The organism is Burkholderia sp. BCC1972 (genome assembly GCF_905339605.1).
In the GTDB taxonomy this organism is placed as follows: Bacteria; Pseudomonadota; Gammaproteobacteria; order Burkholderiales; family Burkholderiaceae; genus Burkholderia.
In genome coordinates, this window is the sequence record NZ_CAJPGH010000011.1 from 67,799 (window position 1) to 93,006 (window position 25,208).

Annotated in this window: 24 protein-coding genes and 1 pseudogene; 17 read left to right on the forward strand and 8 right to left on the reverse strand. The window is 66.5% G+C overall.

Going from position 1 to position 25,208, the window contains the following annotated elements; translation table 11 throughout:
- Positions 1-7: 7 nt before the first annotated feature.
- The 4 genes from U5798_RS17485 to ftsB all read left to right on the forward strand — a co-directional run bounded on the left by U5798_RS17485 (position 8) and on the right by ftsB (position 4,415).
- Positions 8-1,660, forward strand: a complete 1,653-nt coding sequence (locus U5798_RS17485; protein ID WP_124455442.1) for a CTP synthase — start codon at positions 8-10, stop codon at positions 1,658-1,660.
- Between the two features lie 3 nt (positions 1,661-1,663).
- Positions 1,664-2,518, forward strand: a complete 855-nt coding sequence (gene kdsA / locus U5798_RS17490) for a 3-deoxy-8-phosphooctulonate synthase (protein WP_047898480.1) — start codon at positions 1,664-1,666, stop codon at positions 2,516-2,518.
- Between the two features lie 106 nt (positions 2,519-2,624).
- A complete protein-coding gene (gene eno, locus U5798_RS17495; RefSeq protein WP_011352544.1) occupies positions 2,625-3,908 on the forward strand; it encodes a phosphopyruvate hydratase in 1,284 nt (427 codons plus the stop codon).
- Positions 3,909-3,989: 81 nt separating this feature from the next.
- Entirely contained in the window at positions 3,990-4,415 is a 426-nt protein-coding gene (gene ftsB, locus U5798_RS17500) for a cell division protein FtsB (protein ID WP_027784847.1), read from the forward strand.
- Between the two features lie 82 nt (positions 4,416-4,497).
- On the opposite strand, the gene U5798_RS17505 is transcribed toward ftsB, so the two are convergent.
- The 3 genes from U5798_RS17505 to U5798_RS17515 form a co-directional block, all read right to left on the reverse strand.
- The gene (locus U5798_RS17505; RefSeq protein ID WP_124455441.1) at positions 4,498-4,854 is read right to left on the reverse strand and encodes a hypothetical protein; all 357 of its coding nucleotides are present in this window, start codon (positions 4,852-4,854) and stop codon (positions 4,498-4,500) included.
- Between the two features lie 134 nt (positions 4,855-4,988).
- Positions 4,989-5,939, reverse strand: a complete 951-nt coding sequence (hslO, locus tag U5798_RS17510) for an Hsp33 family molecular chaperone HslO (RefSeq protein ID WP_124455440.1) — start codon at positions 5,937-5,939, stop codon at positions 4,989-4,991.
- Between the two features lie 25 nt (positions 5,940-5,964).
- Positions 5,965-6,489, reverse strand: coding sequence for a gamma carbonic anhydrase family protein (locus U5798_RS17515; RefSeq protein WP_124455439.1), 525 nt, complete (start codon positions 6,487-6,489; stop codon positions 5,965-5,967).
- Positions 6,490-6,638: 149 nt separating this feature from the next.
- On the opposite strand from U5798_RS17515, the gene U5798_RS17520 reads away from it, so the two are divergent.
- The 11 genes from U5798_RS17520 (at position 6,639) to U5798_RS17570 (ending at position 16,110) form a co-directional block, all read left to right on the forward strand.
- Entirely contained in the window at positions 6,639-7,508 is an 870-nt protein-coding gene (locus U5798_RS17520; protein WP_322082750.1) for a ferritin-like domain-containing protein, read from the forward strand.
- A 177-nt stretch (positions 7,509-7,685) separates the two neighbouring features.
- A complete protein-coding gene (locus U5798_RS17525) occupies positions 7,686-8,576 on the forward strand; it encodes an alpha/beta fold hydrolase (RefSeq protein WP_124455437.1) in 891 nt (296 codons plus the stop codon).
- Between the two features lie 82 nt (positions 8,577-8,658).
- Positions 8,659-9,489: a 3',5'-nucleoside bisphosphate phosphatase gene (locus tag U5798_RS17530; RefSeq protein ID WP_185658232.1), complete on the forward strand. Its 831-nt coding sequence runs from the start codon at positions 8,659-8,661 to the stop codon at positions 9,487-9,489.
- A 69-nt stretch (positions 9,490-9,558) separates the two neighbouring features.
- Positions 9,559-10,191 carry an L-threonylcarbamoyladenylate synthase gene (locus U5798_RS17535; protein ID WP_069744852.1) on the forward strand — a complete coding sequence of 211 codons (633 nt, stop codon included), beginning with the start codon at positions 9,559-9,561 and terminating at the stop codon, positions 10,189-10,191.
- Positions 10,192-10,238: 47 nt separating this feature from the next.
- Positions 10,239-10,901, forward strand: a complete 663-nt coding sequence (locus U5798_RS17540) for a site-2 protease family protein (RefSeq protein ID WP_124455435.1) — start codon at positions 10,239-10,241, stop codon at positions 10,899-10,901.
- Between the two features lie 8 nt (positions 10,902-10,909).
- Positions 10,910-12,112: a tryptophan--tRNA ligase gene (locus U5798_RS17545; protein WP_006487046.1), complete on the forward strand. Its 1,203-nt coding sequence runs from the start codon at positions 10,910-10,912 to the stop codon at positions 12,110-12,112.
- 8 nt (positions 12,113-12,120) lie between these two features.
- Positions 12,121-12,723, forward strand: a complete 603-nt coding sequence (locus U5798_RS17550) for a class I SAM-dependent methyltransferase (RefSeq protein ID WP_322082751.1) — start codon at positions 12,121-12,123, stop codon at positions 12,721-12,723.
- 46 nt (positions 12,724-12,769) lie between these two features.
- Positions 12,770-13,672, forward strand: a complete 903-nt coding sequence (gene dapA, locus U5798_RS17555) for a 4-hydroxy-tetrahydrodipicolinate synthase (RefSeq protein ID WP_124455433.1) — start codon at positions 12,770-12,772, stop codon at positions 13,670-13,672.
- 111 nt (positions 13,673-13,783) lie between these two features.
- The gene (gene bamC / locus U5798_RS17560; RefSeq protein ID WP_124455432.1) at positions 13,784-14,929 is read left to right on the forward strand and encodes an outer membrane protein assembly factor BamC; all 1,146 of its coding nucleotides are present in this window, start codon (positions 13,784-13,786) and stop codon (positions 14,927-14,929) included.
- 4 nt (positions 14,930-14,933) lie between these two features.
- Positions 14,934-15,710, forward strand: a complete 777-nt coding sequence (locus U5798_RS17565; RefSeq protein ID WP_282505507.1) for an MBL fold metallo-hydrolase — start codon at positions 14,934-14,936, stop codon at positions 15,708-15,710.
- Positions 15,711-15,753: 43 nt separating this feature from the next.
- Positions 15,754-16,110 carry a hypothetical protein gene (locus U5798_RS17570; protein WP_185658230.1) on the forward strand — a complete coding sequence of 119 codons (357 nt, stop codon included), beginning with the start codon at positions 15,754-15,756 and terminating at the stop codon, positions 16,108-16,110.
- On the opposite strand, the pseudogene U5798_RS17575 reads toward U5798_RS17570, so the two are convergent.
- A pseudogene (locus tag U5798_RS17575) lies at positions 16,018-16,264 on the reverse strand (hypothetical protein). The gene U5798_RS17570 and the pseudogene U5798_RS17575 sit on opposite strands and share 93 nt — an antisense overlap.
- Positions 16,265-16,320: 56 nt before the next feature.
- Entirely contained in the window at positions 16,321-17,541 is a 1,221-nt protein-coding gene (locus U5798_RS17580) for a cupin domain-containing protein (protein ID WP_124455430.1), read from the reverse strand.
- Positions 17,542-17,573: 32 nt separating this feature from the next.
- On the opposite strand from U5798_RS17580, the gene U5798_RS17585 reads away from it, so the two are divergent.
- A complete protein-coding gene (locus U5798_RS17585) occupies positions 17,574-18,116 on the forward strand; it encodes an FKBP-type peptidyl-prolyl cis-trans isomerase (protein WP_059554208.1) in 543 nt (180 codons plus the stop codon).
- Here U5798_RS17585 and U5798_RS17590 read toward each other — a convergent pair.
- On the reverse strand, positions 18,096-19,367 hold the full coding sequence (locus tag U5798_RS17590) for a hypothetical protein (protein WP_322082752.1): 1,272 nt from the start codon (positions 19,365-19,367) through the stop codon (positions 18,096-18,098). The two genes, U5798_RS17585 and U5798_RS17590, sit on opposite strands and share 21 nt — an antisense overlap.
- Positions 19,348-22,005, reverse strand: a complete 2,658-nt coding sequence (gene mutS / locus U5798_RS17595; protein WP_322082753.1) for a DNA mismatch repair protein MutS — start codon at positions 22,003-22,005, stop codon at positions 19,348-19,350. Before mutS ends, U5798_RS17590 begins: the two co-directional genes overlap by 20 nt.
- Positions 22,006-22,496: 491 nt before the next feature.
- On the opposite strand from mutS, the gene U5798_RS17600 reads away from it, so the two are divergent.
- On the forward strand, positions 22,497-23,192 hold the full coding sequence (locus U5798_RS17600; protein ID WP_415859503.1) for a methyltransferase family protein: 696 nt from the start codon (positions 22,497-22,499) through the stop codon (positions 23,190-23,192).
- A 117-nt stretch (positions 23,193-23,309) separates the two neighbouring features.
- Here U5798_RS17600 and U5798_RS17605 read toward each other — a convergent pair whose 3' ends face one another.
- Positions 23,310-24,932, reverse strand: a complete 1,623-nt coding sequence (locus U5798_RS17605) for an NAD(P)/FAD-dependent oxidoreductase (protein WP_322082754.1) — start codon at positions 24,930-24,932, stop codon at positions 23,310-23,312.
- Positions 24,933-25,208 lie beyond the last annotated feature (276 nt).

Below are 25,208 nucleotides of genomic sequence, written 5' to 3' on the forward strand. Positions count from 1 at the left end.
TCCAGCGATGACCAAATATGTTTTCGTCACCGGCGGCGTAGTTTCTTCCCTTGGCAAGGGTATTGCCGCCGCTTCCCTCGCCGCGATCCTTGAATCGCGCGGTCTGAAAGTCACCCTCCTCAAACTCGATCCGTACATCAACGTCGACCCCGGCACGATGAGCCCGTTCCAGCACGGCGAAGTGTTCGTGACGGAAGACGGAGCGGAGACCGACCTCGACCTCGGCCACTATGAGCGCTTCATCAGCACGAAGATGCGCAAGGCCAACAACTTCACGACCGGCCAGATCTACGAATCGGTGATCCGCAAGGAACGCCGCGGCGACTATCTCGGCAAGACCGTGCAGGTCATCCCGCACATCACGAACGAAATCCAGGCGTTCATCGAGCGCGGGGCCGCGTCGGCCACCTGCGGCGAGCCGGACGTCGCGATCGTCGAGATCGGCGGCACGGTCGGCGACATCGAGTCGCTGCCGTTCCTCGAGGCGGCGCGCCAGATGAGCCTGCGCCTCGGCCGCAACAGCGCGTGCTTCGTGCACCTGACGCTCGTGCCGTACGTCGCGACGGCGGGCGAGCTGAAGACGAAGCCGACCCAGCACAGCGTGCAGAAGCTGCGCGAGATCGGCATCCTGCCGCACGTGCTGTTGTGCCGTGCGGACCGCCGCATCCCCGACGACGAATCGAAGAAGATCTCGATGTTCTCGAACGTGCCCGAAGACGCCGTGATCTCGGTGTGGGACGCCGACAGCATCTACAAGATTCCGCAGATGCTGCACGACCAGGGCCTCGACCGCATCATCTGCGAGGAACTGAAGCTGTCGCCGAAGGACGCCGACCTGAGCATGTGGTCGGCGCTCGTCGAGAAGCTCGAGAACCCGAAGCAGGAAGTGACGATCGGCATGGTCGGCAAGTACGTCGACCTGACCGAGTCGTACAAGTCGCTGATCGAGGCGCTGCGCCACGCATCGCTGCACACGTCGACCAAGGTCAACATCGAGTACATCGACTCGGAAGAGATCGAGGCGAACGGTGTCGACAGCCTGAAGCATCTCGACGCCGTGCTGGTGCCGGGCGGTTTCGGCCGTCGCGGCACGGAAGGCAAGATCAAGGCGATCCAGTACGCCCGTGAAGCGAAGGTGCCGTATCTCGGCATTTGCCTCGGCATGCAGCTCGCGGTGATCGAATTCGCGCGCGACGTCGTCGGCCTGAAGCAGGCGAACAGCACGGAATTCGAACCGGACACGCCGGAACGCGTGGTCGCGCTGATCACCGAGTGGTACGACCGCGACGGCAAGGTCGAGACGCGCACCGAGGAATCCGACCTCGGCGGCACGATGCGCCTCGGTTCGCAGCGCTGCCCGATCAAGCCGGGCACGATGGCGGAAGAAATCTACGGCAAGGACGTGAACGAGCGCCATCGCCACCGTTATGAAGTCAATAACCGCTTCGTGCCCCAGCTCGAAGCCGGCGGCCTTATCATCAGCGCCCGTACCCCGAGCGAGGATCTGCCGGAAATGATGGAGCTGCCGCGCTCGATGCACCCGTGGTTCGTCGGTGTCCAGTTCCACCCGGAATTCACGTCCACGCCGCGTGACGGTCATCCCCTCTTCAAGTCGTTCGTCGAAGCCGCGCTCGCCAACAAGCAAGCGCGCGGAGTGTAAAGCATGAAGCTGTGCGATTTCGAGGTCGGTCTCGACAAGCCTTTCTTCCTGATCGCGGGTACCTGCGTCGTCGAATCGGAGCAAATGACGATCGACACGGCGGGCCGCCTGAAGGAGATCTGCGAGAAGCTGAACGTTCCGTTCATCTACAAGTCGTCCTACGACAAGGCGAACCGCAGCTCGGGCAAGTCGTTCCGCGGCCTCGGAATGGACGAAGGCCTGCGGATCCTGTCCGAGGTGAAGCGCCAGCTCGGCCTGCCGGTGCTGACCGACGTGCATTCGATCGACGAGATCGAGCAGGTCGCGTCGGTCGTCGACGTGCTGCAGACGCCGGCGTTCCTGTGCCGCCAGACCGACTTCATCCACGCGTGCGCGCGCTCGGGCAAGCCCGTCAACATCAAGAAGGGCCAGTTTCTCGCGCCGCACGACATGAAGAACGTGATCGACAAGGCGCGCGACGCGGCACGTGAGGCGGGGCTGTCGGAAGACCGCTTCATGGCGTGCGAGCGCGGCGTCTCGTTCGGCTACAACAATCTCGTGTCGGACATGCGCTCGCTCGCGATCATGCGCGAGACGAACGCGCCGGTCGTGTTCGACGCGACCCACTCGGTGCAGCTGCCGGGCGGGCAGGGCACGAGCTCGGGCGGCCAGCGCGAATTCGTGCCGGTGCTCGCGCGTGCGGCGGTCGCGACGGGCGTCGCGGGCCTCTTCATGGAAACGCACCCGAATCCCGCGGAAGCGAAGTCGGACGGCCCGAACGCGGTGCCGCTGAACCGGATGGGTGCGCTGCTGGAGACGCTCGTCACGCTCGACCAGGCGGTGAAGCGCAATCCGTTCCTGGAAAACGATTTCAATTAAAGATCGAATGAACCTTGCGACGGCTTCGCGCGTCTGTAGCGAAAGCGGTTCCGGCGCGCGCGCCGTCGCAGTTTGAAGAATCCATCGTCATTCTCAGAGGAAACCCATGAGTGCCATCGTAGATATCATCGGCCGCGAGATTCTGGATTCGCGCGGCAACCCCACCGTCGAATGCGACGTGCTGCTCGAATCGGGCACGATGGGCCGCGCGGCGGTGCCGTCGGGCGCGTCCACCGGCTCGCGTGAAGCGATCGAACTGCGCGACGGCGAAGCCGGCCGCTACAACGGCAAGGGCGTGCTGAAGGCAGTCGAGCATATCAACACCGAAATCTCCGAAGCCATCATGGGCCTCGACGCGTCGGAACAGGCGTTCCTCGACAAGACGCTGCTCGAGCTGGACGGCACCGACAACAAGTCGCGCCTCGGCGCGAACGCGATGCTGGCCGTGTCGATGGCCGTCGCGAAGGCGGCTGCCGAAGAGGCAGGCCTGCCGCTGTACCGCTACTTCGGCGGTTCGGGTGCGATGCAACTGCCGGTGCCGATGATGAACATCGTCAACGGCGGCGCGCATGCGAACAACAGCCTCGACATCCAGGAATTCATGATCGTCCCGGTCAGCCAGCCGACGTTCCGTGAAGCCCTGCGTTGCGGCGCGGAAGTGTTCCACGCACTGAAGAAGATTCTGAGCGACCGCGGCATGAGCACGGCAGTCGGCGACGAAGGCGGTTTCGCACCGAACTTCGGCAGCAACGACGAGTGCCTGTCGACGATCCTGCAGGCGATCGAGAAGGCCGGCTACCGTGCGGGCGAAGACGTGCTGCTCGCGCTCGACTGCGCGGCATCCGAGTTCTACCACGACGGCAAGTACCAGCTCGCGGGCGAAGGCCTGCAACTGTCGTCGGCCGAATTCACCGACTACCTCGCGACGCTCGCCGACAAGTTCCCGATCGTGTCGATCGAGGACGGCATGCACGAAAGCGACTGGGAAGGCTGGAAGCTGCTGACCGACCGCCTCGGCAAGAAGGTGCAGCTGGTCGGCGACGACCTGTTCGTCACGAACACGCGCATCCTGAAGGAAGGCATCGAGAAGGGCATCGCGAACTCGATCCTCATCAAGATCAACCAGATTGGTACGCTGACCGAAACGTTCGCGGCGATCGAAATGGCGAAGCGCGCGGGCTACACGGCCGTGATCTCGCACCGTTCGGGCGAAACGGAAGATTCGACGATCGCCGACATCGCGGTCGGCCTGAACGCCGGCCAGATCAAGACGGGTTCGCTGTCGCGCAGCGACCGCATCTCGAAGTACAACCAGTTGCTGCGCATCGAGGAAGATCTCGGCGACATCGCAAGCTACCCCGGTAAATCGGCTTTCTATAACCTGCGCTAACGCGCTACTATCGGGTTCGTCATATCGACGCCGCTCTGTGCATGTGCGCGGAGCGGCGCTTCTTATATCTGCGTCTCTTACATGCGGCTTGTCACTGTCGTCCTGATTGCCTTGCTGGCGCTCATTCAGTACCCCCTATGGTGGGGACACGGCGGCTGGCTGCGGGTGCATGAATTGCGTCAGCAGCTCGACGACCAGCTCCAGAAGAATGCGGACGAGAAGCTGCGCAACGAGCGCACGGCCGGCGAAGTGCAGGATCTGCAGAGCGGCACCGCGGCCATCGAGGAGCGTGCGCGCTACGAGATGGGCATGGTGAAGGACGGCGAAGTATTCGTGCAGTTCGTGTCGCCGAATGCACCTGCAGGGCCGCTGAACAACACGCCGTCGAACACGTCGACGCGCGGTACCGTCTCCGCGGCGCCGGTGCGTGTCGTGCCGAATCCGCAGTCGATCGCGAAGCCGTCGCGGCATCATGGCGGCGACAAGGGCAAGGCCGCGCATCACTGATCGCGATACGTCGGACCCATTGAAAAAGCGCGGGAAATGCCGCGCTTTTTTATTTCCTGCCAGTCGTCAATCGATCGACCGCTTACCACCACCAGCCCGGGTAGCCGTAGCTGACACCCGTTCCCCAGCGATTTCCCCATCCGCCGTAATAGCCGCCGTAGACCGTCACGGGCGGCGGCGAGTAATACGCCCATGCACGCGCGGCTGCCTCGGCCGCGATGGCGCTGTTCTGCTCGCGCAGGACCTGCTGGTCGATTTCGTCGTAGCGCTTGCGTTCGGCGCTCGACAGCGCGGGCGGCTTACCGCTCGACGCGCCCGGCTCGGGCAGGCGGCTCAGGATCGTGGAAGTGGGCGGCGGCATCGCGCAGCCGGCGAGCGCGAGCGTGCTGGCGGCGACGCTCGTCAGGATGAGGGTACGAAACGGGCGGAGGCGATTCATGTGTATCTCCTGCAGCGCGCCGACGGCGGGAAGTGGCGTGCGCCGAAGGCCGGGCCTCCGGCGCCTGAGCCGTGCGTGCGGCGCTCGTGCGTCATTATGCGCCCGTGCCCGGATGGCAGGCACGAGCACGCCGCTCAGTGACGCTGGTCGGTTGCCGGCGCGATGCCGGTTTCGACGCCGGGCGCCGCGAACAGCTGCGCGACGTCGACGGGATCGAATTCGTAGCGCTGGTTGCAGAACTCGCAGTGGATCTCGACGTGGCCGCGTTCGACGATCACGCTGTCGACTTCTTCGCGACCGAGCATGCGCAGCATCGCGCCGACCTTCTCGCGCGAGCACGAGCACTGGAAGCGCGTGCCGGCCGGTTCGAAGTGCTGCACGTTTTCCTGCCAGAACAGCCGGCGGAACACGACTTCCGGTTCGACCTCGAGCAGTTCCTTCGCCGACAGCGTGCCGCCGAGCGTGCAGACGCGCTCCCACGTGTCGATATCGGTTTCGGCGTTGCGCGGCACGATGCCGCCGTCGCCCGGCAGCTTCTGCAGCAGCATGCCGACCGCGCGATCGCGATCGGCCGCGAGCCACAGCCGCGTGTCGAGCTGCTCCGAGTGGTGCATGTAGTGCTCGAGCACCTGCGACACCGATTCGAGCGGGCCGTCGACGCCGTTCAGCGGCACGATGCCCTGGTACGGCTGCTGGCCCGGCAGCTTGTCGGCCGGGTCGAGCGTGATCACGCAACGGCCGTGGCCGCTCGCGTTGACGAGCGACGCGAAGCGCGTGTCGTCGCCGATCGTCTGCGCCGCGTCGCCGGCGAATTTCGCGGTGGCCCGCATCGACAGATCCGAACCGCACTGGACGACCAGCATCTGGACCGGCCCGTCGCCGAAGATCTGCATGATCAGGGTGCCGTGAAATTTCAGGTTCGCGGACAGCAGCGCGCACGCGGCCATCATCTCGCCGAGCACCGTGCGCACCGGGGCAGGGTAGTCGCGGCGGGCGAGCACTTCCTGCCACGTATTGCGCAGCGAAACGATCTCGCCGCGCACGGGCGCCGCATTGAACATGAATTTCTGTAACTGGTCGCTCACTCTTCTTCCTTGAAATCCGCGCGAATCACCCGATCCGCACGAGTTGCTCCTTGAAATGCGCACGCCGCTCGACATACGTCTTCGCGTTTGCGCGCAGCCGCGCGATGTCTTCCGCCGACAGCTCGCGCACGACCTTCGCCGGCGCGCCGAGAATCAGCGAGTTGTCCGGGAACGTCTTGCCTTCCGTCACGACCGCGCCGGCACCAACCAGACAGTTGCGGCCGATGACCGCTCCATTCAAGACCACCGCCTGAATCCCGATCAGCGAATCTTCGCCGATCGTGCAGCCGTGCAGCATCGCCTGGTGCCCGATCGTCACGTTTTCGGCGATCGTCAGCGGAAAGCCCGGGTCCGTATGCAGGACCGCGCCTTCCTGGACATTGCTACCCGCGCCGACGGTGATCGTTTCGTTGTCGCCGCGAATCGTCGCGCCGAACCATACGCTCGCGTTCTCCTCGAGCACGACCTTGCCGATGATGGCCGCCGTATCGGCGACGAATACGCTTTCGTGGATCGTCGGGGCCGTATCGCCCAGCTTGTAGATCGTCACGGAGTCTCCTTGTCTCTTCGGTGATGGGCGCCGGTAGAATGGCGCGTCCGGTTTGCCCGGCGCATGGCGCCGCGGAACAATCGCATATTGTAAACCGTCGCGTGCAACTGCTCCCGCGACGCGCACGCAGGGTGTCCCCGTTTATGAGCATGGCGTCTTCTTCCTTCGGCAATGCGCCGGCCTGTGTGCGCAGCGCGGCGCTCGACGCGCTGTGCGTGTCCGAACCCGCGGCCAAGGCCGCGCAGGTGCGCGCGCTGCACGAGGCGTTGCGGGCCGGGCAGGCCACGATCATGCCGTCGCTCGCGCTGCCCGAACCGGCCGATCTGCCCGGGCACCCGGCGCGGCCGCCGCTGGTCGAGCCGCGCCAGCTCCAGCGGCGCAGCATGCGTTCGCCCGAAGGGCGCGCCGTGCTGCTGCACGCGCTCGCCCATATCGAGTTCAACGCGATCAACCTGGCGCTCGACGCAGTCTGGCGTTTCGCCGGCATGCCGGACGCGTTCTATGCGGACTGGCTGAAGGTCGCGGCCGAGGAGGCCTATCACTTCACGCTGCTGTCGGACCGCCTCGCGGCATTCGGGCACGCGTACGGCGATTTTCCCGCGCACAACGGGCTGTGGGAGATGTGCGAGCGGACCAAGTGCGATGTGCTGGCGCGCATGGCGCTCGTGCCGCGCACGCTGGAGGCGCGCGGGCTCGACGCGTCGCCGCCGATCCGCGCACGGCTCCTGCAGGCGGGCGACGACGCGTCGGCTGCGATCCTCGACGTGATCCTGCGCGACGAGATCGGCCATGTCGCGATCGGCAACCGCTGGTTCCGGCATCTGTGCGACGCAGCCGGCCGCGATCCGGTGCCGACCTACCGGCAGCTTGCGGAGCAGTACCATGCGCCGCGGCTGCGCGGCCCGTTCAACTTCGATGCACGGCGCGACGCCGGCTTCGAGCAGGCCGAACTCGACGCACTGGCCGCGCAGGACGCGGCGGACGCGGCGAACGCGGCGGACGGTAACGCCGCGCATTAGCCGGATCGCGTCCGGCCGTATCCGGTCGGCCGCCCGGCGGCCCGCGCACCCGGCCCGTGGGGATTCCCGGCCGGCCTTCGAATGCCCGCGCCGCTAGAGCGGAGCCTCGATTGCCGGCCGCCGGAACGGGGGCGTCGCCGCTATAATCGAACGACCATTCTTTTTTTGGCGGCTGCAATGAGTGCCTCGAGTTCTGTTTCCGATTTCGTCACGGTGCGCGGCGTCCAGCTGCATGTGCGGCGCTGGGGCCGGCCCGATGCGCCGATGCTGTTCATGCTGCACGGCTGGATGGACGTCGCGGCGTCGTTCCAGTTCGTCGTCGATGCGCTTGCGGGCGACTGGCAGGTGATCGCGCCCGATGCGCGCGGCTTCGGGCTGTCCGACTGGCCGGTCGCGCGGCAGGGCGGCGGCCACTACTGGTTCCACGAATACCTCGGCGACCTCGATGCGCTCGTCGACCACTATGCGCCGGGCGGCGAAGTCAACCTGGTCGGCCACAGCATGGGCGCGAACGTCGTGTGCCTGTACGCCGGCGCGCGGCCGGAGCGCGTGCGGCGCGTGGTCGACCTCGAAGGCTTCGGGCTCGCGCCCGCGCGTGCCGAGCAGGCGCCGCGCCGGTTGCGCGGCTGGCTGGACGAACTGCGCGAGCCGCCCGCGCTGCGGCCGTACGCGTCCCTCGACGACGTGGCGGCGCGCCTGATCAAGACCAATCCGCGGCTCGCACCGCGCCGTGCCGCGTTTCTCGCCGAGCACTGGTCGAAGCGCGGCGACGACGGCCTTTACCACCTGCTGGCCGACCCGGCGCACAAGATGCCGGGCCCGCTGCTGTACCGGCTCGATGAAGTGATGGCCACCTGGAAGCAGGTGCGGGCGAAGGTGCTGCATGTCGAAGCCGTCAATTCGCCGACGCTCGCGCACATCGCCGGCGACATTCCGCTGCCCGAATTCAAGGCGCGCTTCGACGCGTTCCCCGACTGGCGCGAAAAGCTCGTCGAGGATGCCGGCCACATGGTGCATCACGACCAGCCCGAGCAGGTCGCGGCGCTGATCGAGGCGTTCTGCGCGTAGGCGCGCGACGCCGGCGGCAGGGCAGGCGGGCGGCGCAATTGCCGCATTGCAGTAGAATGAAGCCTTACCTGCCATGCCTACGATGAACGCCGATCTCCACTGCCATTCCAATGTTTCCGACGGGTTGCTGCCGCCTGCCGACGTCGCGCGCCGCGCGCATGCGGGCGGCGTGACCCTGTGGGCGCTGACCGACCACGATGAAATCGGCGGCCAGGCAGCGGCACGCAGCGAGGCGGAAGCGCTCGGCATGCGCTACCTGAGCGGCGTCGAGATTTCGGTCACGTGGGCGTCGCGCACCGTGCACATCGTCGGCCTGAACATCGATCCCGCGAACCCGGCGCTGGTCGACGGCCTGTACCGCACGCGCCACGGCCGCGCGGCGCGCGCGGTGGCGATCGGCGAGCAGCTTGCGACGCTCGGCATTCCCGGCGCGTACGACGGCGCGCTGAAGTACGTGTCGAATCCCGACCTGATCTCGCGCACGCATTTCGCGCGCTTTCTCGTCGAGAACGGCCACGCCGAATCGACGTCCGACGTGTTCGACCGCCTGCTCGGCGACGGCAAGCCCGGCTTCGTCCCGCATCGCTGGGCGTCGCTGTCCGACGCGGTCGGCTGGATCCGCGCGGCGGGCGGCGAAGCCGTGGTCGCGCATCCGGGCCGCTACCGCTACACGCCGGTCGAATTCGACGCGTTCTTCGGCGAGTTCATCGATCTGGGCGGCCGCGCGATCGAAGTCATCACGGGCAGTCATACGCCCGACCAGTACCGCGAATACGCGGACGTTGCGCGCCGCTTCGGCTTCGAAGTGTCGCGCGGCTCGGATTTCCATGCGCCGGGCGAGGGCCGCGTCGAGCTCGGCAGCCTGCCGCCGTTGCCGTCCGACCTCACGCCGGTCTGGGAACGCTGGCTCTGACGCCGGGCGGCCGACCGCCGCCCGTGCCGCCGCCGTGCGTTGCCGATTCCTCCCCCTTTACGTGCCCCCATGTCCCAGTTCTTCAGGATTCATCCGGATAATCCGCAGCCGCGCCTGATCAAGCAGGCCGTGGAGATCGTCAGCAAGGGCGGCGTGATCGCGATGCCGACCGATTCGAGCTATGCGCTCGCGTGCCATCTCGACGACAAGGATGCGGTCGAGCGCGTGCGCCGGATTCGCGGCCTCGACGAGAAGCAGCACCTGTCGCTGCTCGTGCGCGACCTGTCGGAGCTCGCGAACTTCGCGATGGTCGACAACCGCCAGTACCGGCAGATCAAGTCGGTGACGCCGGGCCCCTACGTGTTCATCCTGCAGGCGACGAAGGAAGTGCCGCGCCGGCTGTCGCACCCGTCGCGCAAGACGATCGGGCTGCGCGTGCCCGACCATGCGATCACGCTCGCGCTGCTGGAATCGCTCGGCCAGCCGCTGCTCGGCACGACGCTGATCCTGCCGCCGGACGACGAGCCGCTCAACGATCCCGAGGAAATCCGCACGCGGCTCGAGAAGCAGGTCGACCTCGTGATCGACGGCGGCGCGTGCCCGCGCGAACCGTCGACGGTGATCGACCTGACCGGCGACGAGCCGGAGCTCGTGCGCGCGGGGCGCGGCGCGCTGGAACCGTTCGGCCTCTCGGCCGCCTGAGCGGGCCGTTCATTTTTGCGCGAGTGCGCTTGTTACAATAACGCGATATGGATGCTTCCCTGATACAGACGATCGCCGTCTACGCGCTGCCCGTGATCTTCGCGATCACGCTGCACGAGGCCGCGCACGGCTACGCCGCCCGCCTGCTCGGCGACAACACCGCCTACGTGATGGGCCGCGTGTCGTTCAACCCGATGCGCCACATCGATCCGCTTGGCACGATCGCGATCCCGCTGGTGATGTACTTCCTGACGGGCGGTGCGTTCCTGTTCGGCTATGCGAAGCCGGTGCCGGTTTCGTTCGGCAACCTGCGCAATCCGCGCTGGGGCAGCCTGTGGGTGTCGCTCGCGGGTCCGGCCTGCAACTTCGCGCAGGCGCTGGTCTGGGGCGTGCTGACGCTCGTGCTGCCCGCCGTCGGCGTCGACGAGCCGTTCTTCACGCGGATGGCGTTTGCCGGCGTCAGCGCGAACCTCGTGCTCGGCGTGCTGAACCTGTTTCCGCTGCCGCCGCTCGACGGCGGCCGCATCCTGGCGGCGCTGCTGCCGCCGAAGCAATCGATCGCGCTGTCGCGCATCGAGCCGTACGGTTTCATCATCGTCCTCGCGCTGGTCGCGACGGGCGTGCTGACGAATTTCTGGCTGCGCCCGCTCGTCAACGTCGGCTACGCCGTGCTGAGCGCCATCCTGTCCCCATTCGCCTCGCTTTTCTAACGACAATCATGTTCCCAGAACGTATTTTCTCCGGCATGCGACCCACCGGATCGCTGCACCTCGGCCACTACCACGGCGTGCTGAAAAACTGGGTGAAGCTGCAGTCCGAGTACCCGTGCTTTTTCTGCGTCGTCGACTGGCATGCGCTGACGACGCACTACGAGACTCCCGAGGTCATCGAGAAGAACGTGTGGGACGTGCTGATCGACTGGCTCGCATCGGGCATCGATCCGGCGCAGGCGACGCTGTTCATCCAGAGCAAGGTGCCCGAGCACGCGGAGCTCGCGCTGCTGCTCGGCATGAGCACGCCGCTCGGCTGGCTCGAACGCGTGCCGACCTACAAGGAGCAGATGGAGAAGCTGAAGGACAAGGACCTGTCCACCTACGGCTTCCTCGGCTACCCGGTGCTGATGGCGGCCGACATCCTGCTGTATCGCGGCTCGCTCGTGCCGGTCGGCGAGGATCAGGTGCCGCACGTCGAGATGACGCGCGAGATCGCGCGCCGCTTCAACTATCTGTACGGCCGTGAGCCCGGCTTCGAGGAGAAGGCGCTCGAAGCCGCGAAGAAGCTCGGCGGTAAGCGCGCGAAGCTCTATCACGAGCTGCGCAACGCGTATCAGCAGGAGGGCGACGACGAGGCGCTCGAACAGGCGCGTGCCATGCTGCAGGAATCGCAGAGCCTGTCGATGAGCGACCGCGAGCGCCTGTTCGGCTATCTCGAAGGCGCGCGCAAGATCATCCTGGTCGAGCCGCAGGCGTTGCTGACCGAAGCATCGCGGATGCCGGGCCTCGACGGGCAGAAGATGTCCAAGTCGTACGGCAACACGATCGGCCTGCGCGAAGACGCCGAGACGATCACGAAGAAGGTCCGCACGATGCCGACCGATCCCGCGCGCGTACGCCGCACCGATCCGGGCGATCCGGACAAGTGCCCGGTGTGGCAGCTGCATCAGGTCTACACGGACGAAGCGACGCACGAGTGGGTGCAGAAGGGCTGCCGCTCGGCGGGCATCGGCTGCCTCGACTGCAAGCAGCCGGTCGTCGAAGGCATCCTGCGCGAACAGCAGCCGATGCTCGAGCGCGCGCAGAAGTACATGGACGATCCGTCGCTGCTGCGCGCGATCGTCGCGGACGGTTGCGACAAGGCGCGCAAGTACGCGACGGAAACGATGCGCGACGTGCGCGACGCGATGGGCCTGTCGTACAACTGATCCCGCGCATGAGCGAATCCGTCATCGCCGCCGCCGGCGGCCACGTCGCGCAGGCCGAGCCGTCACGCTGGGTCGTGCAATGGTCGCGGCTCGTGCCGGCCGGCGGCGCGGTGCTCGACGTCGCCGCGGGCGGCGGCCGCCATGCGCGCTGGTTTGCGTCGCACGGGCATCCGGTCGTCGCGCTCGACCGCGATCCGGCCGCGCTGGCTGCATTGCGCGCGATTCCCGGCGTTGACGCCCGCGCGGCCGATCTCGAAGGCGCGCCGTGGCCGCTGCCGGCCGGCGAGCAGTTTGCAGCCGTGATCGTCACGAACTACCTGCATCGTCCGCTCTGGCCCCATCTGCTCGATGCAGTGGCGCCGGGCGGCGTGCTGATCTACGAAACCTTCGCGCAAGGAAACGAAACGGTCGGCAAACCGTCCAACCCCGCGTTCCTGCTCGCCCCGGGCGAGCTGCTGGACGCCGTGCACGGCCGCCTCCGGGTGGTTGCGTACGAGGACGGTTTCGTCGCCGCGCCGCGCGAGGCGTTCGTCCAGCGTCTTGGCGCGGTGCGCGAGGGCGCGACCCCGGAGGCGGGGGCGGGAATTCCACGTTACGAACTGCCCGGCTAATCCGCTACAATCTCAACGTTTACCGGTACACATTCAATCGCGTTTCATGGCTAACGGCACCCAAGACGGCATTCAAATCCGCGGCAGCATCCCCGCGATCGTCACCCCGATGCTCGAAGACGGCAGTCTCGACCTGCCGGCGTTTCGCAAACTGATCGACTGGCACATCGCGGAAGGCACCGATGCGCTGGTCGTGGTCGGTACGAGCGGCGAATCGGCAACGCTCAACGTCGAAGAGCACATCCTGATGATCCGCACGGCGGTCGAGCATGCGGCAAAACGCATCCCGATCATCGCGGGCGCAGGTGGCAACTCGACCGCCGAGGCGATCGAGCTGACGAAGCACGCGAAGGCTGTCGGCGCGGACGCGACGCTGCAGGTCGTTCCGTACTACAACAAGCCGACGCAGGAAGGCATGTATCGCCACTTCCGGACGATCGCCGAAGCGGTCGACCTGCCGGTGATCCTGTACAACGTGCCGGGCCGTACGGTCGCGGACATGGCGAACGAGACGACGCTGCGCCTCGCGGAAGTGCCGGGCATCATCGGCGTGAAGGACGCGACCGGCAACATCGATCGCGCCGCGCACCTGATCAAGGCCGCGCCGAAGCATTTCGCGATCTACAGCGGCGACGATCCGACCGCGATCGCGCTGATGCTGCTCGGCGGCCACGGCAACATCTCGGTGACGGCGAACGTCGCGCCGCGTGCCATGAGCGACCTGTGCCGCGCGGCGCTGGCCGGTGACGTCCAGACCGCCCGCGCGTTGCACATGAAGCTGCTGTCGCTGCACAAGAACCTGTTCATCGAGGCGAACCCGATCCCGGTGAAGTGGGCGCTGCAGGCGATGGGCAAGATGCAGGGCGGCATCCGGTTGCCGCTCACGGCGCTCGACGAGCGCTGCCACGATGCCGTGCGTTCGGCCCTCGTCGAGGCCGGCGTTCTCTGATGCCGAGGCGGCCGCGTCCTGCGGCCGCCGGCTCGACCCCTGATCAACCCGCACCGGCCGGCTCCGTCCGGCGCCGCTCCTGACGAGCGTTCTAGCAAGACGAAGGATTTCATGAAACGTTTCGCCATTTCCTCTCGCGCCATCCAGCTGTCGGTGGTGGCGCTGGCGCTGGGCGCGCTCGCTGGCTGCGATACGCTGAACGACTACCTGGCCCCCGACCGGGTCAACTACAAGAACACCGGTTCGGCGCCGCCGCTGGCCGTGCCGAGCGACCTGAAGCCGGTGCCGACGACGCAACAGTTCGTCGCGCCGCCGAGCAACGCCGGGCTCGGCACGCTGCCGCCGCGGGTCACGACGCAGGCCGGCAACGCGACCGACGGCATCCCGAGCGCGCAGGATCCGCTCGGCATGCATATCGAGCGCGACGGCGATCGCCGCTGGCTCGTCGTCGATGGCCGGACACCCGAGCAGCTGTGGCCGATCCTGAAGGAGTTCTGGCAGGAGAACGGCTTCTCGCTGAAGACCGATGCGCCGTCGACGGGCATCATGGCGACCGACTGGGCCGAAAACCGCGCGAATATCCCGGACGACTGGTTCCGCCGCACGATCGGCAAGGTCATCGATTTCGCTTACTCGTCGGGCACGCGCGACCGCTTCCGCACGCTCGTGAACCGCACGTCGGACGGCAACACCGACATCTCGATCACGCACAGCGCGATGGAGGAAATGATGGTCGGCCCGCAGGGCGGTACGTCGTCGCGTTGGGAAGAGCGTCCGCGCAACCCGGTGCTCGAAGCCGTGTTCCTGTCGAAGCTGATGCAGAAGTTCGGCCTGACCGACGCGCAGGCGAAGCAGCTGCTGACCGATGCACGTTCCGCGACGGCGCCGGCGCAGGTCAGCGACACGAGCGGCGGCGCGGCGACGCTGCAGCTGGCCGAGTCGTTCGATCGCGCGTGGCTGCGTGTGGGCCTGGCGCTCGACCGCACCAACTTCACGGTCGACAATCGCGACCGCGAGAAGGGCGTGTACACCGTGCGCTACGCGAATACGATGGAAGAGCTCAAGCGTGACGGCCTGTTCGGCAAGCTGTTCTACGGCGGCCCGTCGGCGGCGAAGCCGGGCAAGGAATACCTCGTCAACGTCCGCGCGCAAGGCGCCAGCGGCACGCAGGTCGCGGTGATCGGCGCGAATGGCCAGGTCGACAACTCGTCGGACGCGCAGCGGATCATCTCGCTGCTGCAAGCTCAGCTGAACTGAGCGCGTGAGATTCGCCAGCCTCGGAAGCGGCAGCGAAGGTAACGCGCTGGTCGTCGAGGCCTCGAGCGGCACGACGACCACGCGCGTGCTGCTCGATTGCGGTTTCTCCGCCAAGGAGGTCGAGCGCCGGCTCGGCCGCCTGAACCTCGGCATCGACGATCTCGATGCGATCCTCATCACCCACGAACACAGCGACCACGTCGGCAGTGCGCTGACGCTCGCCCGCCGCGCGTCGCTGCCGCTCTATATGAGCTGGGGCACCGCGCGCGCGGTCGGCGCGGACGAGGCCGACGTCGATCTCCACGTGCTGTGGGGCGACGAGACGGCCGCGATACGCGATCTGGCCGTGATGCCCTACACGGTCCCCCACGATGCGCGGGAACCGCTGCAGTTCGTCTTCATGGACGGCTGCAGCCGGCTCGGCGTGCTGACGGACGTCGGAATGGCCACGCCGCACATCACGGCCGTCCTGAGCGGCTGTGACGCGCTGGTGCTCGAATCCAACCACGATACCGCGATGCTGGCTGCGAGCCGCTATCCGCAGTCGCTGAAGGCGCGGATCGGCGGCAACCACGGCCACCTGAGCAACGATGCGGCGGCGGACATCCTCGCGTCGCTCGAACGCAGCCGCCTCAAGCACCTGGTCGCGGCGCACCTGAGCCAGCAGAACAACCTGCCGGAACTGGCCCGCCGGGCGTTCGGCGGTGTGCTGGGGACGGACGGGGAGGACGTGATCGTGGCCTCGCAGGACGCGGGCTTCGACTGGCTGATGCTCGGATGAGCGGGGCAGGGCCGCTGCGGCGGCCCCGTGCGGCTGCCGGGCGATGTGTACGGAAACGGCAGACGTAAAAAAACCGGCCCTCGGGCCGGTTTTTTTTCAGCTGATGCTGAAGGCTTACTGGCTTGCGCCCGAAGCCGGAGCAGCCGTCGCTGCCGAAGCAGCCGACGCCACTGCAGCAGCAGCGTCGCTCGCAGCAGCCGTTGCCGACGAAGCAGCGGCCGAAGCGTCGCTTGCTGCACCAGCAACTGCCGAAGCAGCCGTCGAAGCAGCAGCAGCCGCGTCGCTTGCAGCCGACGAAGCAGCTTGGTCAGCGCTCTTGTTGCAAGCAGCCAGTGCAACAGCAGCCAACAGGGAAGCTACGAGGAGGGATTTCTTCATGATCACGTCCTTTTATGGTTAAAGGTAAGCAACAGCGCGAAACAATACCGGTAATGTGCTCCAACACCGACCTGGGCCGCTGGTGGAGATGCACTTCTTAGAGCGTGAATCTTCCCTACGGCTTGGGCGGAAATTATATGCACTTTCCTATCGACCGTCGACAAATGCGGGGTCAATACGTTGTCTTTCCCATACAGAATTTGATCCGTACGGGCATACGGGGCGACTCACACTAATTCCGGCTTCCGACCCGTATCCAGCCCGCACGATACCACTCGTGCAACAAGGCTGTCATCGAGGGAACCCGGGATAGTGTTACAAACCGTTTCGCCTCCATCTGGCGTTGATCGGCCAGTTCGGGCAGCCATTCACCGGCCTGCTCGAGCGGTCCTTCCTCGCCATTAATGAAGTACGAGCGCGCGTTATACATCAATGCGGCTCTTCTGTCGAGACATACGCCTCGCCGTGACGCTTGCGTGACGAACGCGGACTCGGACAGCGGGCGCGCCGGCGGGTCGAATACGACGTTCGGCTTGGGCTCGCTCAGGTAGCAACCGAGGAATTCGGCGACGTCGCGCTTGCGCCAGCGGATCGCGTCGACGATCTCGGCGACACGTTCGACCATCGCCGGGGGCAATTGCGCGGGCGTGTCGACGGCCGGCTGCTTCGGGTCGCGGTAAAGGTCGTCGCCGCCGCCGTCGCGCAGGCCGCCGCGCTCCGCGAGATAGTACAGGAACTGGGCGCCCAGTTCGCCGGCGGACGGCGCCCGGAAGCCGATCGAGCAGGTCATGCACTCGCCTTCGGCGACGCCGTCGTGCGCGATGTGCGGCGGCAGGTAAAGCATGTCGCCGGGCTCCAGCACCCATTCGTCGCTCGGCTCGAAGTTTTCGAGGATCTTCAGCGGCACGTCCGGCTGCAGCGACAGGTCCTTCTGCGCGCCGACGCGCCAGCGGCGCCGGCCTTCGACCTGCAACAGGAAGACGTCGTACGAATCGAAATGCGGGCCGACGCCGCCGCCGTCCGTCGCATACGAGATCATCAGGTCGTCCAGCCGGGCGTCGGGGATGAAGCGGAAGCGGTCGAGCAGCGCGCGCGCCGCGTCGACGTGCAGGTCGAGCCCCTGCACGAGCAGGGTCCACGCCTTGCGCGTGACGGCCGGCAGCGAGCCCGGTTCGAACGGGCCGTGCGCCAGTTGCCACTTGTTACGAAAATGGGTGATCAGTCGCGATTCCGCGTCATAGTCGGCAGCCAGCTCGAACAGCGCGTCACGCGAGACCGGCGACGCGACGCCGGGGATCGCCTGGCGGATCAGCAGCGGCTTCTTCTGCCAGTAGCCTCGCATGAATTGCGCCGGCGTGAGACCGCCGAGCAGCGGTGTGGGAAGATCGGAGGGCGGCGCGCCGAGCGGGGCGGCAGCGGCTTCCCGCGGTTCGGCTTGAGACCGGTTGCGCATCGTATAATGAGAGTTGTATTTGGGAGAATTGGATGAAAATCGCAAAAAACACTGTCGTGTCGGTCACTTACAAGCTGTCGGACGCACAGGGCAATCTGATCGAGGAAAGCGACGAGCCGATGGTTTATCTGCACGGCGGCTATGATGGCACGTTCCCCAAGATCGAGGAACAGCTCGACGGCCACGAGCCGGGCTACGAGGCGCAGGTTCAGCTCGAGCCGCAGGACGCGTTCGGCGACTACGATCCCGAACTCGTGAAGATCGAGCCGCGCGATCGTTTTCCCGAGCCGCTCGAAGTGGGCATGCAGTTCGAAGGCACGCCGGAAGACGGCGACGAGGAAGTCGATTCGCTGATCTATACGGTCACCGACGTCGCAGAAGACAAGGTCGTGCTCGACGGCAACCACCCGCTGGCAGGCATGGCGCTGCGGTTCGCACTGACCGTGAAGGACGTTCGCGAAGCCACCGAAGACGAAATCGAGCATGAGCACGCGCACGGCGCGGAAGGGCTCGAGATCGTCGACGAGGACGACGACGAAGACGGCGAAGCACCGTCAGGGCGTACCCTGCACTGAGCTTGCAGGCAGGCCGGGCGCCGGCCCCGATGCGGGGGGCGGCGCAGGCCGCGACGCGCCGCCCGGGGCGGCGCCGTCACCCTGCAGCGGCGGCGCGACCGACGACGAATCGGGCAGCGCCGGCAGCGCGGGGATTTCCGGCATCTGTGGCAGCGGTACGTCGTCGTGCGGCACGAGCGGCAGCGCGGGCGGCACCGGCAGGTTCTTCGGCACCTCCTGCAGGCTCACGTTGAAGATCGTCTGCCTTGACGGCGACACGCTCACCTTGACCCATTGATTCGCCGGATGACGCGGTCCGATCGCGACGCGCGTCACGTTTCCGATCAGTTCACCATCGTCGCCGTGCAGCGGCCGGTCGATCAGGAAGCCGTTCGCCAACGGTTCGCCGCTCGCGTGCATCACCAGGATCGGGCCCCGGAATGTCGCCGCAGCCTTCACCAGCGTTCGTTTCAGTTCACGGAAGCCGTCGCGTACGCGCGGCCGATTGAAACGCAGCCAGGCAAAGCGTTCCGCGCGTTCATAGCGTTCGAACTGCGGATCGCCTTCGAAAATCACCACCATCGCACGCGCTTCGCGCCGTTTCGCGTATTCGGCCGCGTGGTCGATCCAGAAACCGTTCGCGATGATGCGATCCTCGAATTCGCCGTTGCGGCCGCCGGCCGTCAGGTAGTGATTGTTCGGCGCCGGTGCGTTGAGCGCGACGTAGACGATGTCGTCGCGCATCCAGCGGGCGTTCTCGCGATACGGCCGGAACCGTGCGACTTCGCTTTCCCGCGTGATCTGCAGCGCGCCGGAGTCGGGCAGCGCCGCATCCGCGAGCAGCGTCTGCCGCAGGAAGTCGAGCCGCTCGACCGGGTCGTAGCCGCCGCCGGCTGCCGTGTTGCACGTCAGCCAGTCGTCGTGGCCGGGAATGAACACGAGCGGCACGCGCGCCGAATCCAGGATCGCGCCGCGCTGTGAATACAGTGAATCGCGGCACGCTTCCTTCGAACCCTTGAGATCGCCCGCATAGACGACGAAAGCGAGGTTGCGCTCGCGCGCGATCGCATCGAGCAGCCGCTGGGCGGACGGTTCGTCCGCCGGGGCGTTGATGACGCCCGACACGACCGCGAACGAGTAGGGCGCGGTGGTGCGTTTCGGCGGAGCAGCCTGTGCGCCGGCCTGCGCGAGCGCGAGAACCGTCGCGACCAGCGCGGCGGCCACACGGGCGGACAGGCCCGGCGAGACGTGCTTACGCGTGCCCGTCGGCATCGTGCGACCGGACCAGCGTGCGCAATTCGTACAGCAGGTCGAGCGCCTCGCGCGGCTTGAGATCGTCGGGATCGATGGCGCGCAGCTTGTCGAGCGCCGGATGAGGCGTGTCGGGCAGCGCCGGCGCGTCCGCGCATTCGAGATCGTCGACGACCGCTTGCGGCGCGCTGAACAGGTCGAGTTGCGGCGTGTGCTGCGACGCCGACTGCTGTTCGAGGTACGCGAGGTGCTTGCGTGCGGCGCGAATCACGGGTGCCGGGACGCCGGCGAGCTGCGCGACCTGCAGGCCGTAGCTCTGGTTCGCCGGGCCTTCGTTGACTGCGTGCAGGAACACGATGCCGTGGCCGTGTTCGACGGCCGACAGGTGGACGTTGGCCGCTTGCGGGAATTCGGCCGGCAGCTGCGTCAGCTCGAAGTAGTGCGTCGCGAACAGCGTGTAGCACGCGTTGTGCGCGAGCAGGTGGCGTGCGATCGCCCACGCGAGCGCGAGACCGTCGAACGTCGACGTGCCGCGACCGATCTCGTCCATCAGCACGAGGCTTTGCGGCGTCGCGTCGTTGAGGATCGCCGCGGCTTCGGTCATCTCGACCATGAACGTCGAGCGGCCGCCCGCGAGATCGTCGGCTGCGCCGATGCGCGTGAAGATCCGGTCGATCGGACCGAAGCACGCCGACTTCGCCGGCACGTAGCTGCCGACGTACGCCATCAGCGCGATCAGCGCGGTCTGCCGCATGAACGTCGACTTGCCGCCCATGTTCGGACCGGTGATCAGCAGCAGCTTGCGCTCGGTGCCGAACCGGCAGTCGTTCGCGATGAACTGCTCGACCTGCGCCTCGACGACCGGATGGCGACCCTGCTCGATGTCGATGCCGATCTCGTCGGTGAAGGTCGGCGCGACCCAGTCGAGTGCGCGCGCACGTTCGGCGAAGGCGGCGAGCAGGTCGAGCTCGGCGAGTGCCGATGCCACGCGCTGGCACTCGGGGATGAACGGCAGCAGCGCCTGCAGCACCGAGTCGTACAGCGCGCGCTCGCGCGCGAGCGCACGTTCCTGCGCGGACAGCGCCTTGTCCTCGAAGGTCTTCAGTTCGGGGGTGATGTAGCGTTCGGCGTTCTTCAGCGTCTGGCGGCGGCGGTAATCGTCGGGCACCTTGTCCGTCTGGCCGCGCGTGACCTCGATGTAGAAGCCGTGCACCTTGTTGTATTCGACGCGCAGGTTCGCGATGCCGGTGCGCGTGCGCTCGCGTGCTTCGAGATCGATCAGGAACTGCCCGCAGTTCTCCGAGATGTCGCGCAGCTCGTCGAGCTCGGCATCGTAGCCGCGTGCGATCACGCCGCCGTCGCGCACCATCGCGGCCGGCTCGGGCGCAATCGCGCTCGTCAGCAGGTCGAGGCATTCGGCGGGCGGCGCGAGTGCCGCGTCGACGCGCGTGAGCGCATCGGCATTCGCGACGATCGCGCTGATGCGCTCGCGCAGCGCCGGCAGCGCGGCGAACGTGTCGCGCAGGCTCGACAGGTCGCGCGGGCGCGCGGACAGCAGCGCGAGACGCCCGGTGATCCGTTCGACGTCGGCGATCTGGCGCAGCGCGCTGCGCAGCGCATCGAGGCTTGCGCTGGCCGGCGCATCGAGCAGCGCGCCGATGGCCTGCTGGCGCGATTGCGCGGCGACCGACGCGCGCGGCGGGTGATGCAGCCAGTGACGCAGCAGGCGGCTGCCCATCGTCGTGCAGCAGGTATCGAGCAGCGAATACAGCGTCGGCGATTCGGTGCCGCGCAGCGTCTCGGTCAGTTCGAGGTTGCGGCGCGTGGCCGGATCGAGCCCGATGTATTCGGTTTCGTTCTCGACCTTCAGGCTGCGCACGTGCCGCAGCTGCTGGCCCTGCGTGGCCGCCGCATAGAGCAGCAGCGCGCCGGCCGCGCCGCATGCGCTCGTCAGCGAGTGTGCGCCGAATCCGTCGAGGCCCGCGACGTCGAGCTGGTCGCACAGGCGTTGCGTGCCCGATGCGATGTCGAAGTGCCAGGCCGGCACGCGCTTGCTTGCGCCCGCGCCTGCGGGCACGGCATCGACTGCGCCGTCCGGCGTCAGGATTTCGGCCGGCCGGATGCGCTCGAGCGCGGCTGCGAGCTGATCGGGCTCGATTTCGGCGAGCCGCAGCGCGCCGCTGGCGAGGTTCAGCCACGCGAGGCCGACATTGACCGCGACGCCGCGCTTGTTGTGGCCCGTGCACATCGCGAGCAGGTACACGTCGTTCTTGTCGGACAGCAGCGCGGCATCGGTCAGCGTGCCGGGCGTGACGACGCGCACGACCTTGCGCTCGACCGGCCCCTTCGACGTGGCGGGATCGCCGATCTGCTCGCAGATCGCGACCGATTCCCCCATCTTCACGAGCTTCGCCAGATACTGCTCGACCGCGTGATGCGGCACGCCAGCCATCTTGATCGGCGTGCCGGCCGTCGCGCCGCGCTGCGTGAGGGTCAGGTCGAGCAGGCGGGCGGCCTTTTCCGCGTCTTCGAAGAACAGCTCGTAGAAGTCGCCCATCCGGTAGAAGACGAGTGTGTCGGGATGATCGGCCTTGATGCGCAGGTACTGCTGCATCATCGGGGTGTGGCCGGCAAAGGCGTCGGGCGACAGCGTGGTCATAGGTCAGGCATGAAGTTGTTGCTTGGGTTGCCCGAGTTTACCAGTCGCTTCCGCGGGCACGCGCGAAGTTTGCCGTTTGGCCAGGGGCGGACGATCGCGCGAACCCGCGCGTGCTGACCGCGCCCCGCATGTCAGCGCGGTGTCTGGACCTCGGGCGGCGTGCTGCGGCTTTGGATCTTGCGGCGCAGCATCGTTGTCCGGTTTCGATCATGGCCGCCCGTTCCGTCGCTTTCATTCGGCCCTTTTTCTTCTGAAATAAAAGCCGCCGATTACCGCAGACGATTTCGTCCGCCTGGAGAGCGCAACAAACTGTGAAACGTTTGGCATGCCGCGTAATCCAGTTAATCGGTCGTTTGTTTTAATTGCCCATGCTCTCGGGACTTACACCAATCAAGCGTGCAAAACCGAAACTTAGGCAAGTTTCAATGAAGGGAGCGTGCTAGTCTGAAACGGCAATATATAAAAACGCAATAAGTCTCGGGGCACAAAACATGAACCAGGCCATACAGGATGCGGGGAGCGCATGCGCGCAAAGTACTCTGATGCCGCATGCGGCAACGGTCGCGGATGAATCGGGGCGGATCGACCTGATCGAGCTGTGTGCTCGCGTGTCGTCAGTGACCGTGCTGGGCGTATTTGCCTATCTGATTTATATGCCGTGGCGAGCGGAGCCGAGCCGGATCACGCTGATCCTGCTGCTGGTATCCGCGGTACTGACCGTCGGCATGTCGGCTTTTGCCAAATTGCCGAAACGGCGCGACTGGCATCCCGTCGCGGTGTGTTTTTCTCTCGGTGGCTCGTTCTACTGCCTGACCTATCAGCTGACCGCCAGTACCCAACTGATTCCCGAGTGGGCGGGCGGTACCTGGCAAATTTGCGGGATTGCGTGGCAGCTGTTCGCGAAAATGTCGCTCGGGCGCTCGTTCGGTCTGCTGCCAGCCAATCGCGGGGTAGTCTCGACCGGTGCGTACCGGTTCATGCGCCACCCGATCTATGCCGGTTACCTGTTGTCCGAAATCGGTTTCCTGCTTGCCAACTTCAGTACGCGAAACCTGCTCACGATCGGCATCTGGATGCTGCTGCAGATCGGTCGAATCAGGATGGAAGAGCGCGTGCTGTCGGAAGACGCCGATTATCGTGCGTACAAGTCGAAGGTGCGGTACCGGCTGATTCCCGGCGTGTTTTGACGGGCATGCCGAAAGCGGGCAATGGCCGGGCGTCGATGAAACATATCGGCGCCGCGGACATGAAAAAGTCGGCGCACTCGGGTCACGGACCGTCGCGCGCCGACCGCGTCCGCTCTGTCAGGACGTGTGTCCCGACGTCATGCTGAGGGCGACCGCCTGTGCGACCTCGATGCCGTCGATGGCTGCCGAATAGATGCCGCCCGCATAGCCGGCGCCTTCGCCGGCCGGATACAGGCCGTCGACGTTCATGCTCTGGTAGTCGTCCTTGCGTCGAATCCGGATCGGCGACGACGTGCGCGTTTCCACGCCGGTCAGCACGGCATCGTGCATCGCGAAGCCGGAGATCTTCTTGTCGATCTCGGGTAGCGCCTCACGGATGGCTTCGATCACGTAGTCCGGCAGTGCGGTGCTGAGGTCGGTCGGATTGACGCCCGGCTTGTACGACGGCTCCACGGAACCCAGCGACGTCGACGGCCGGCCTGCGATGAAATCGCCGACCAGCTGGCCCGGCGCGCGGTAGTCGCCGCCGCCGAGTTCGAACGCACGCTCCTCCCATTTGCGCTGGAACGCGATGCCGGCCAGCGGACCGCCGGGGTAGTCGTCCGGCGTGATGCCGACGACGATGCCCGCATTCGCGTTGCGCTCGGCGCGCGAATACTGGCTCATCCCGTTGGTGACGACGCGGCCCGGCTCGGAGGTCGCCGCGACCACCGTGCCGCCCGGGCACATGCAGAAGCTGTAGACGGCCCGGCCGTTGTTGGCGTGGTGGACCACCTTGTAGTCGGCCGCGCCGAGCTGCTTGTGGCCCGCGAACTTGCCGAAGCGGCTGCGATCGATCAGCCCCTGCGGATGCTCGATCCGGAAACCGAGCGAGAACGGCTTCGCTTCGATATAGACGCCGCGATCGTGCAGCATCTGGAACGTGTCGCGCGCACTGTGGCCCACGGCCAGCACCACATGGTCGCACCGAAGCGTTTCGCCGTTCGACAGCTTGAGCGCACGCACCTTGCCCTGATCGATCTCGATGTCGTCGACGCGCGTCTCGAAACGCACTTCGCCGCCGAGTTCATGGATCGACGCGCGCATCTTTTCCACCATGCTGACGAGGCGGAACGTGCCGATGTGCGGCCGGCTCAGATACAGGATGTCTTCCGGTGCGCCGGCCTTGACGAATTCGTCCAGCACCTTGCGGCCATAGTGGTGGGGATCCTTGATCTGGCTGTACAGCTTGCCGTCGGAAAAGGTCCCGGCGCCGCCTTCGCCGAACTGCACGTTGGATTCGGGGTTGAGCACGCTCTTGCGCCACAGGCCGAAGGTGTCCTTGGTGCGCTCGCGCACGGCCTTGCCGCGTTCGAGGATGATCGGGCGGAAGCCCATCTGCGCGAGGATCAGCCCTGCAAACAGGCCGCACGGCCCCATGCCGATGACGACCGGGCGCAGGAAATCGGCGCGCTCGGGCGCCTTCGTGACGAAGTGATACGCCATGTCGGGCGTCTTGCCGCAATGCGGCTTGCCGGCGATGCGCTTGAGCGCGGCCGCCTCGTCCTTGACCTCGAGATCGACGATGTACGTGAGCTTGATGTCCGAACGCTTGCGTGCATCGTGCGCGCGGCGGAACACGGTGTAACGGAGGAGCTCGTCCGCGGCCACGCCAAGCTCCGTGAGGCGCGCGCGAATCGCGGCCTCGAGTGCGCTCTCGGGGTGGTCGAGGGGGAGTTTAATTTCGCTTAGCCGTAACATGGGGACTCGGATGCGATTGCCACGGCGTCGTGGCGGTGTTGATACAGGTGGGGCCGGCATGCCGGCGGCGGCGTTGTCCGCCGCGCGGCGGCTGCCGGACGCAAACCATTCGTTGTCGTTGCGGGTAACGCAGTGCGGGCGGCGGTACGCCGCCTCCCGGACAATTCAGGCAACTTCAGGATAGGCGCACGAAGCGCCCCTTGCGCACGGAAGATTGTCGTGCCTCCCGGACGAGCGGGAGGCGGGTGCCGCGCGATCTTGACGATGCCCGCGAAC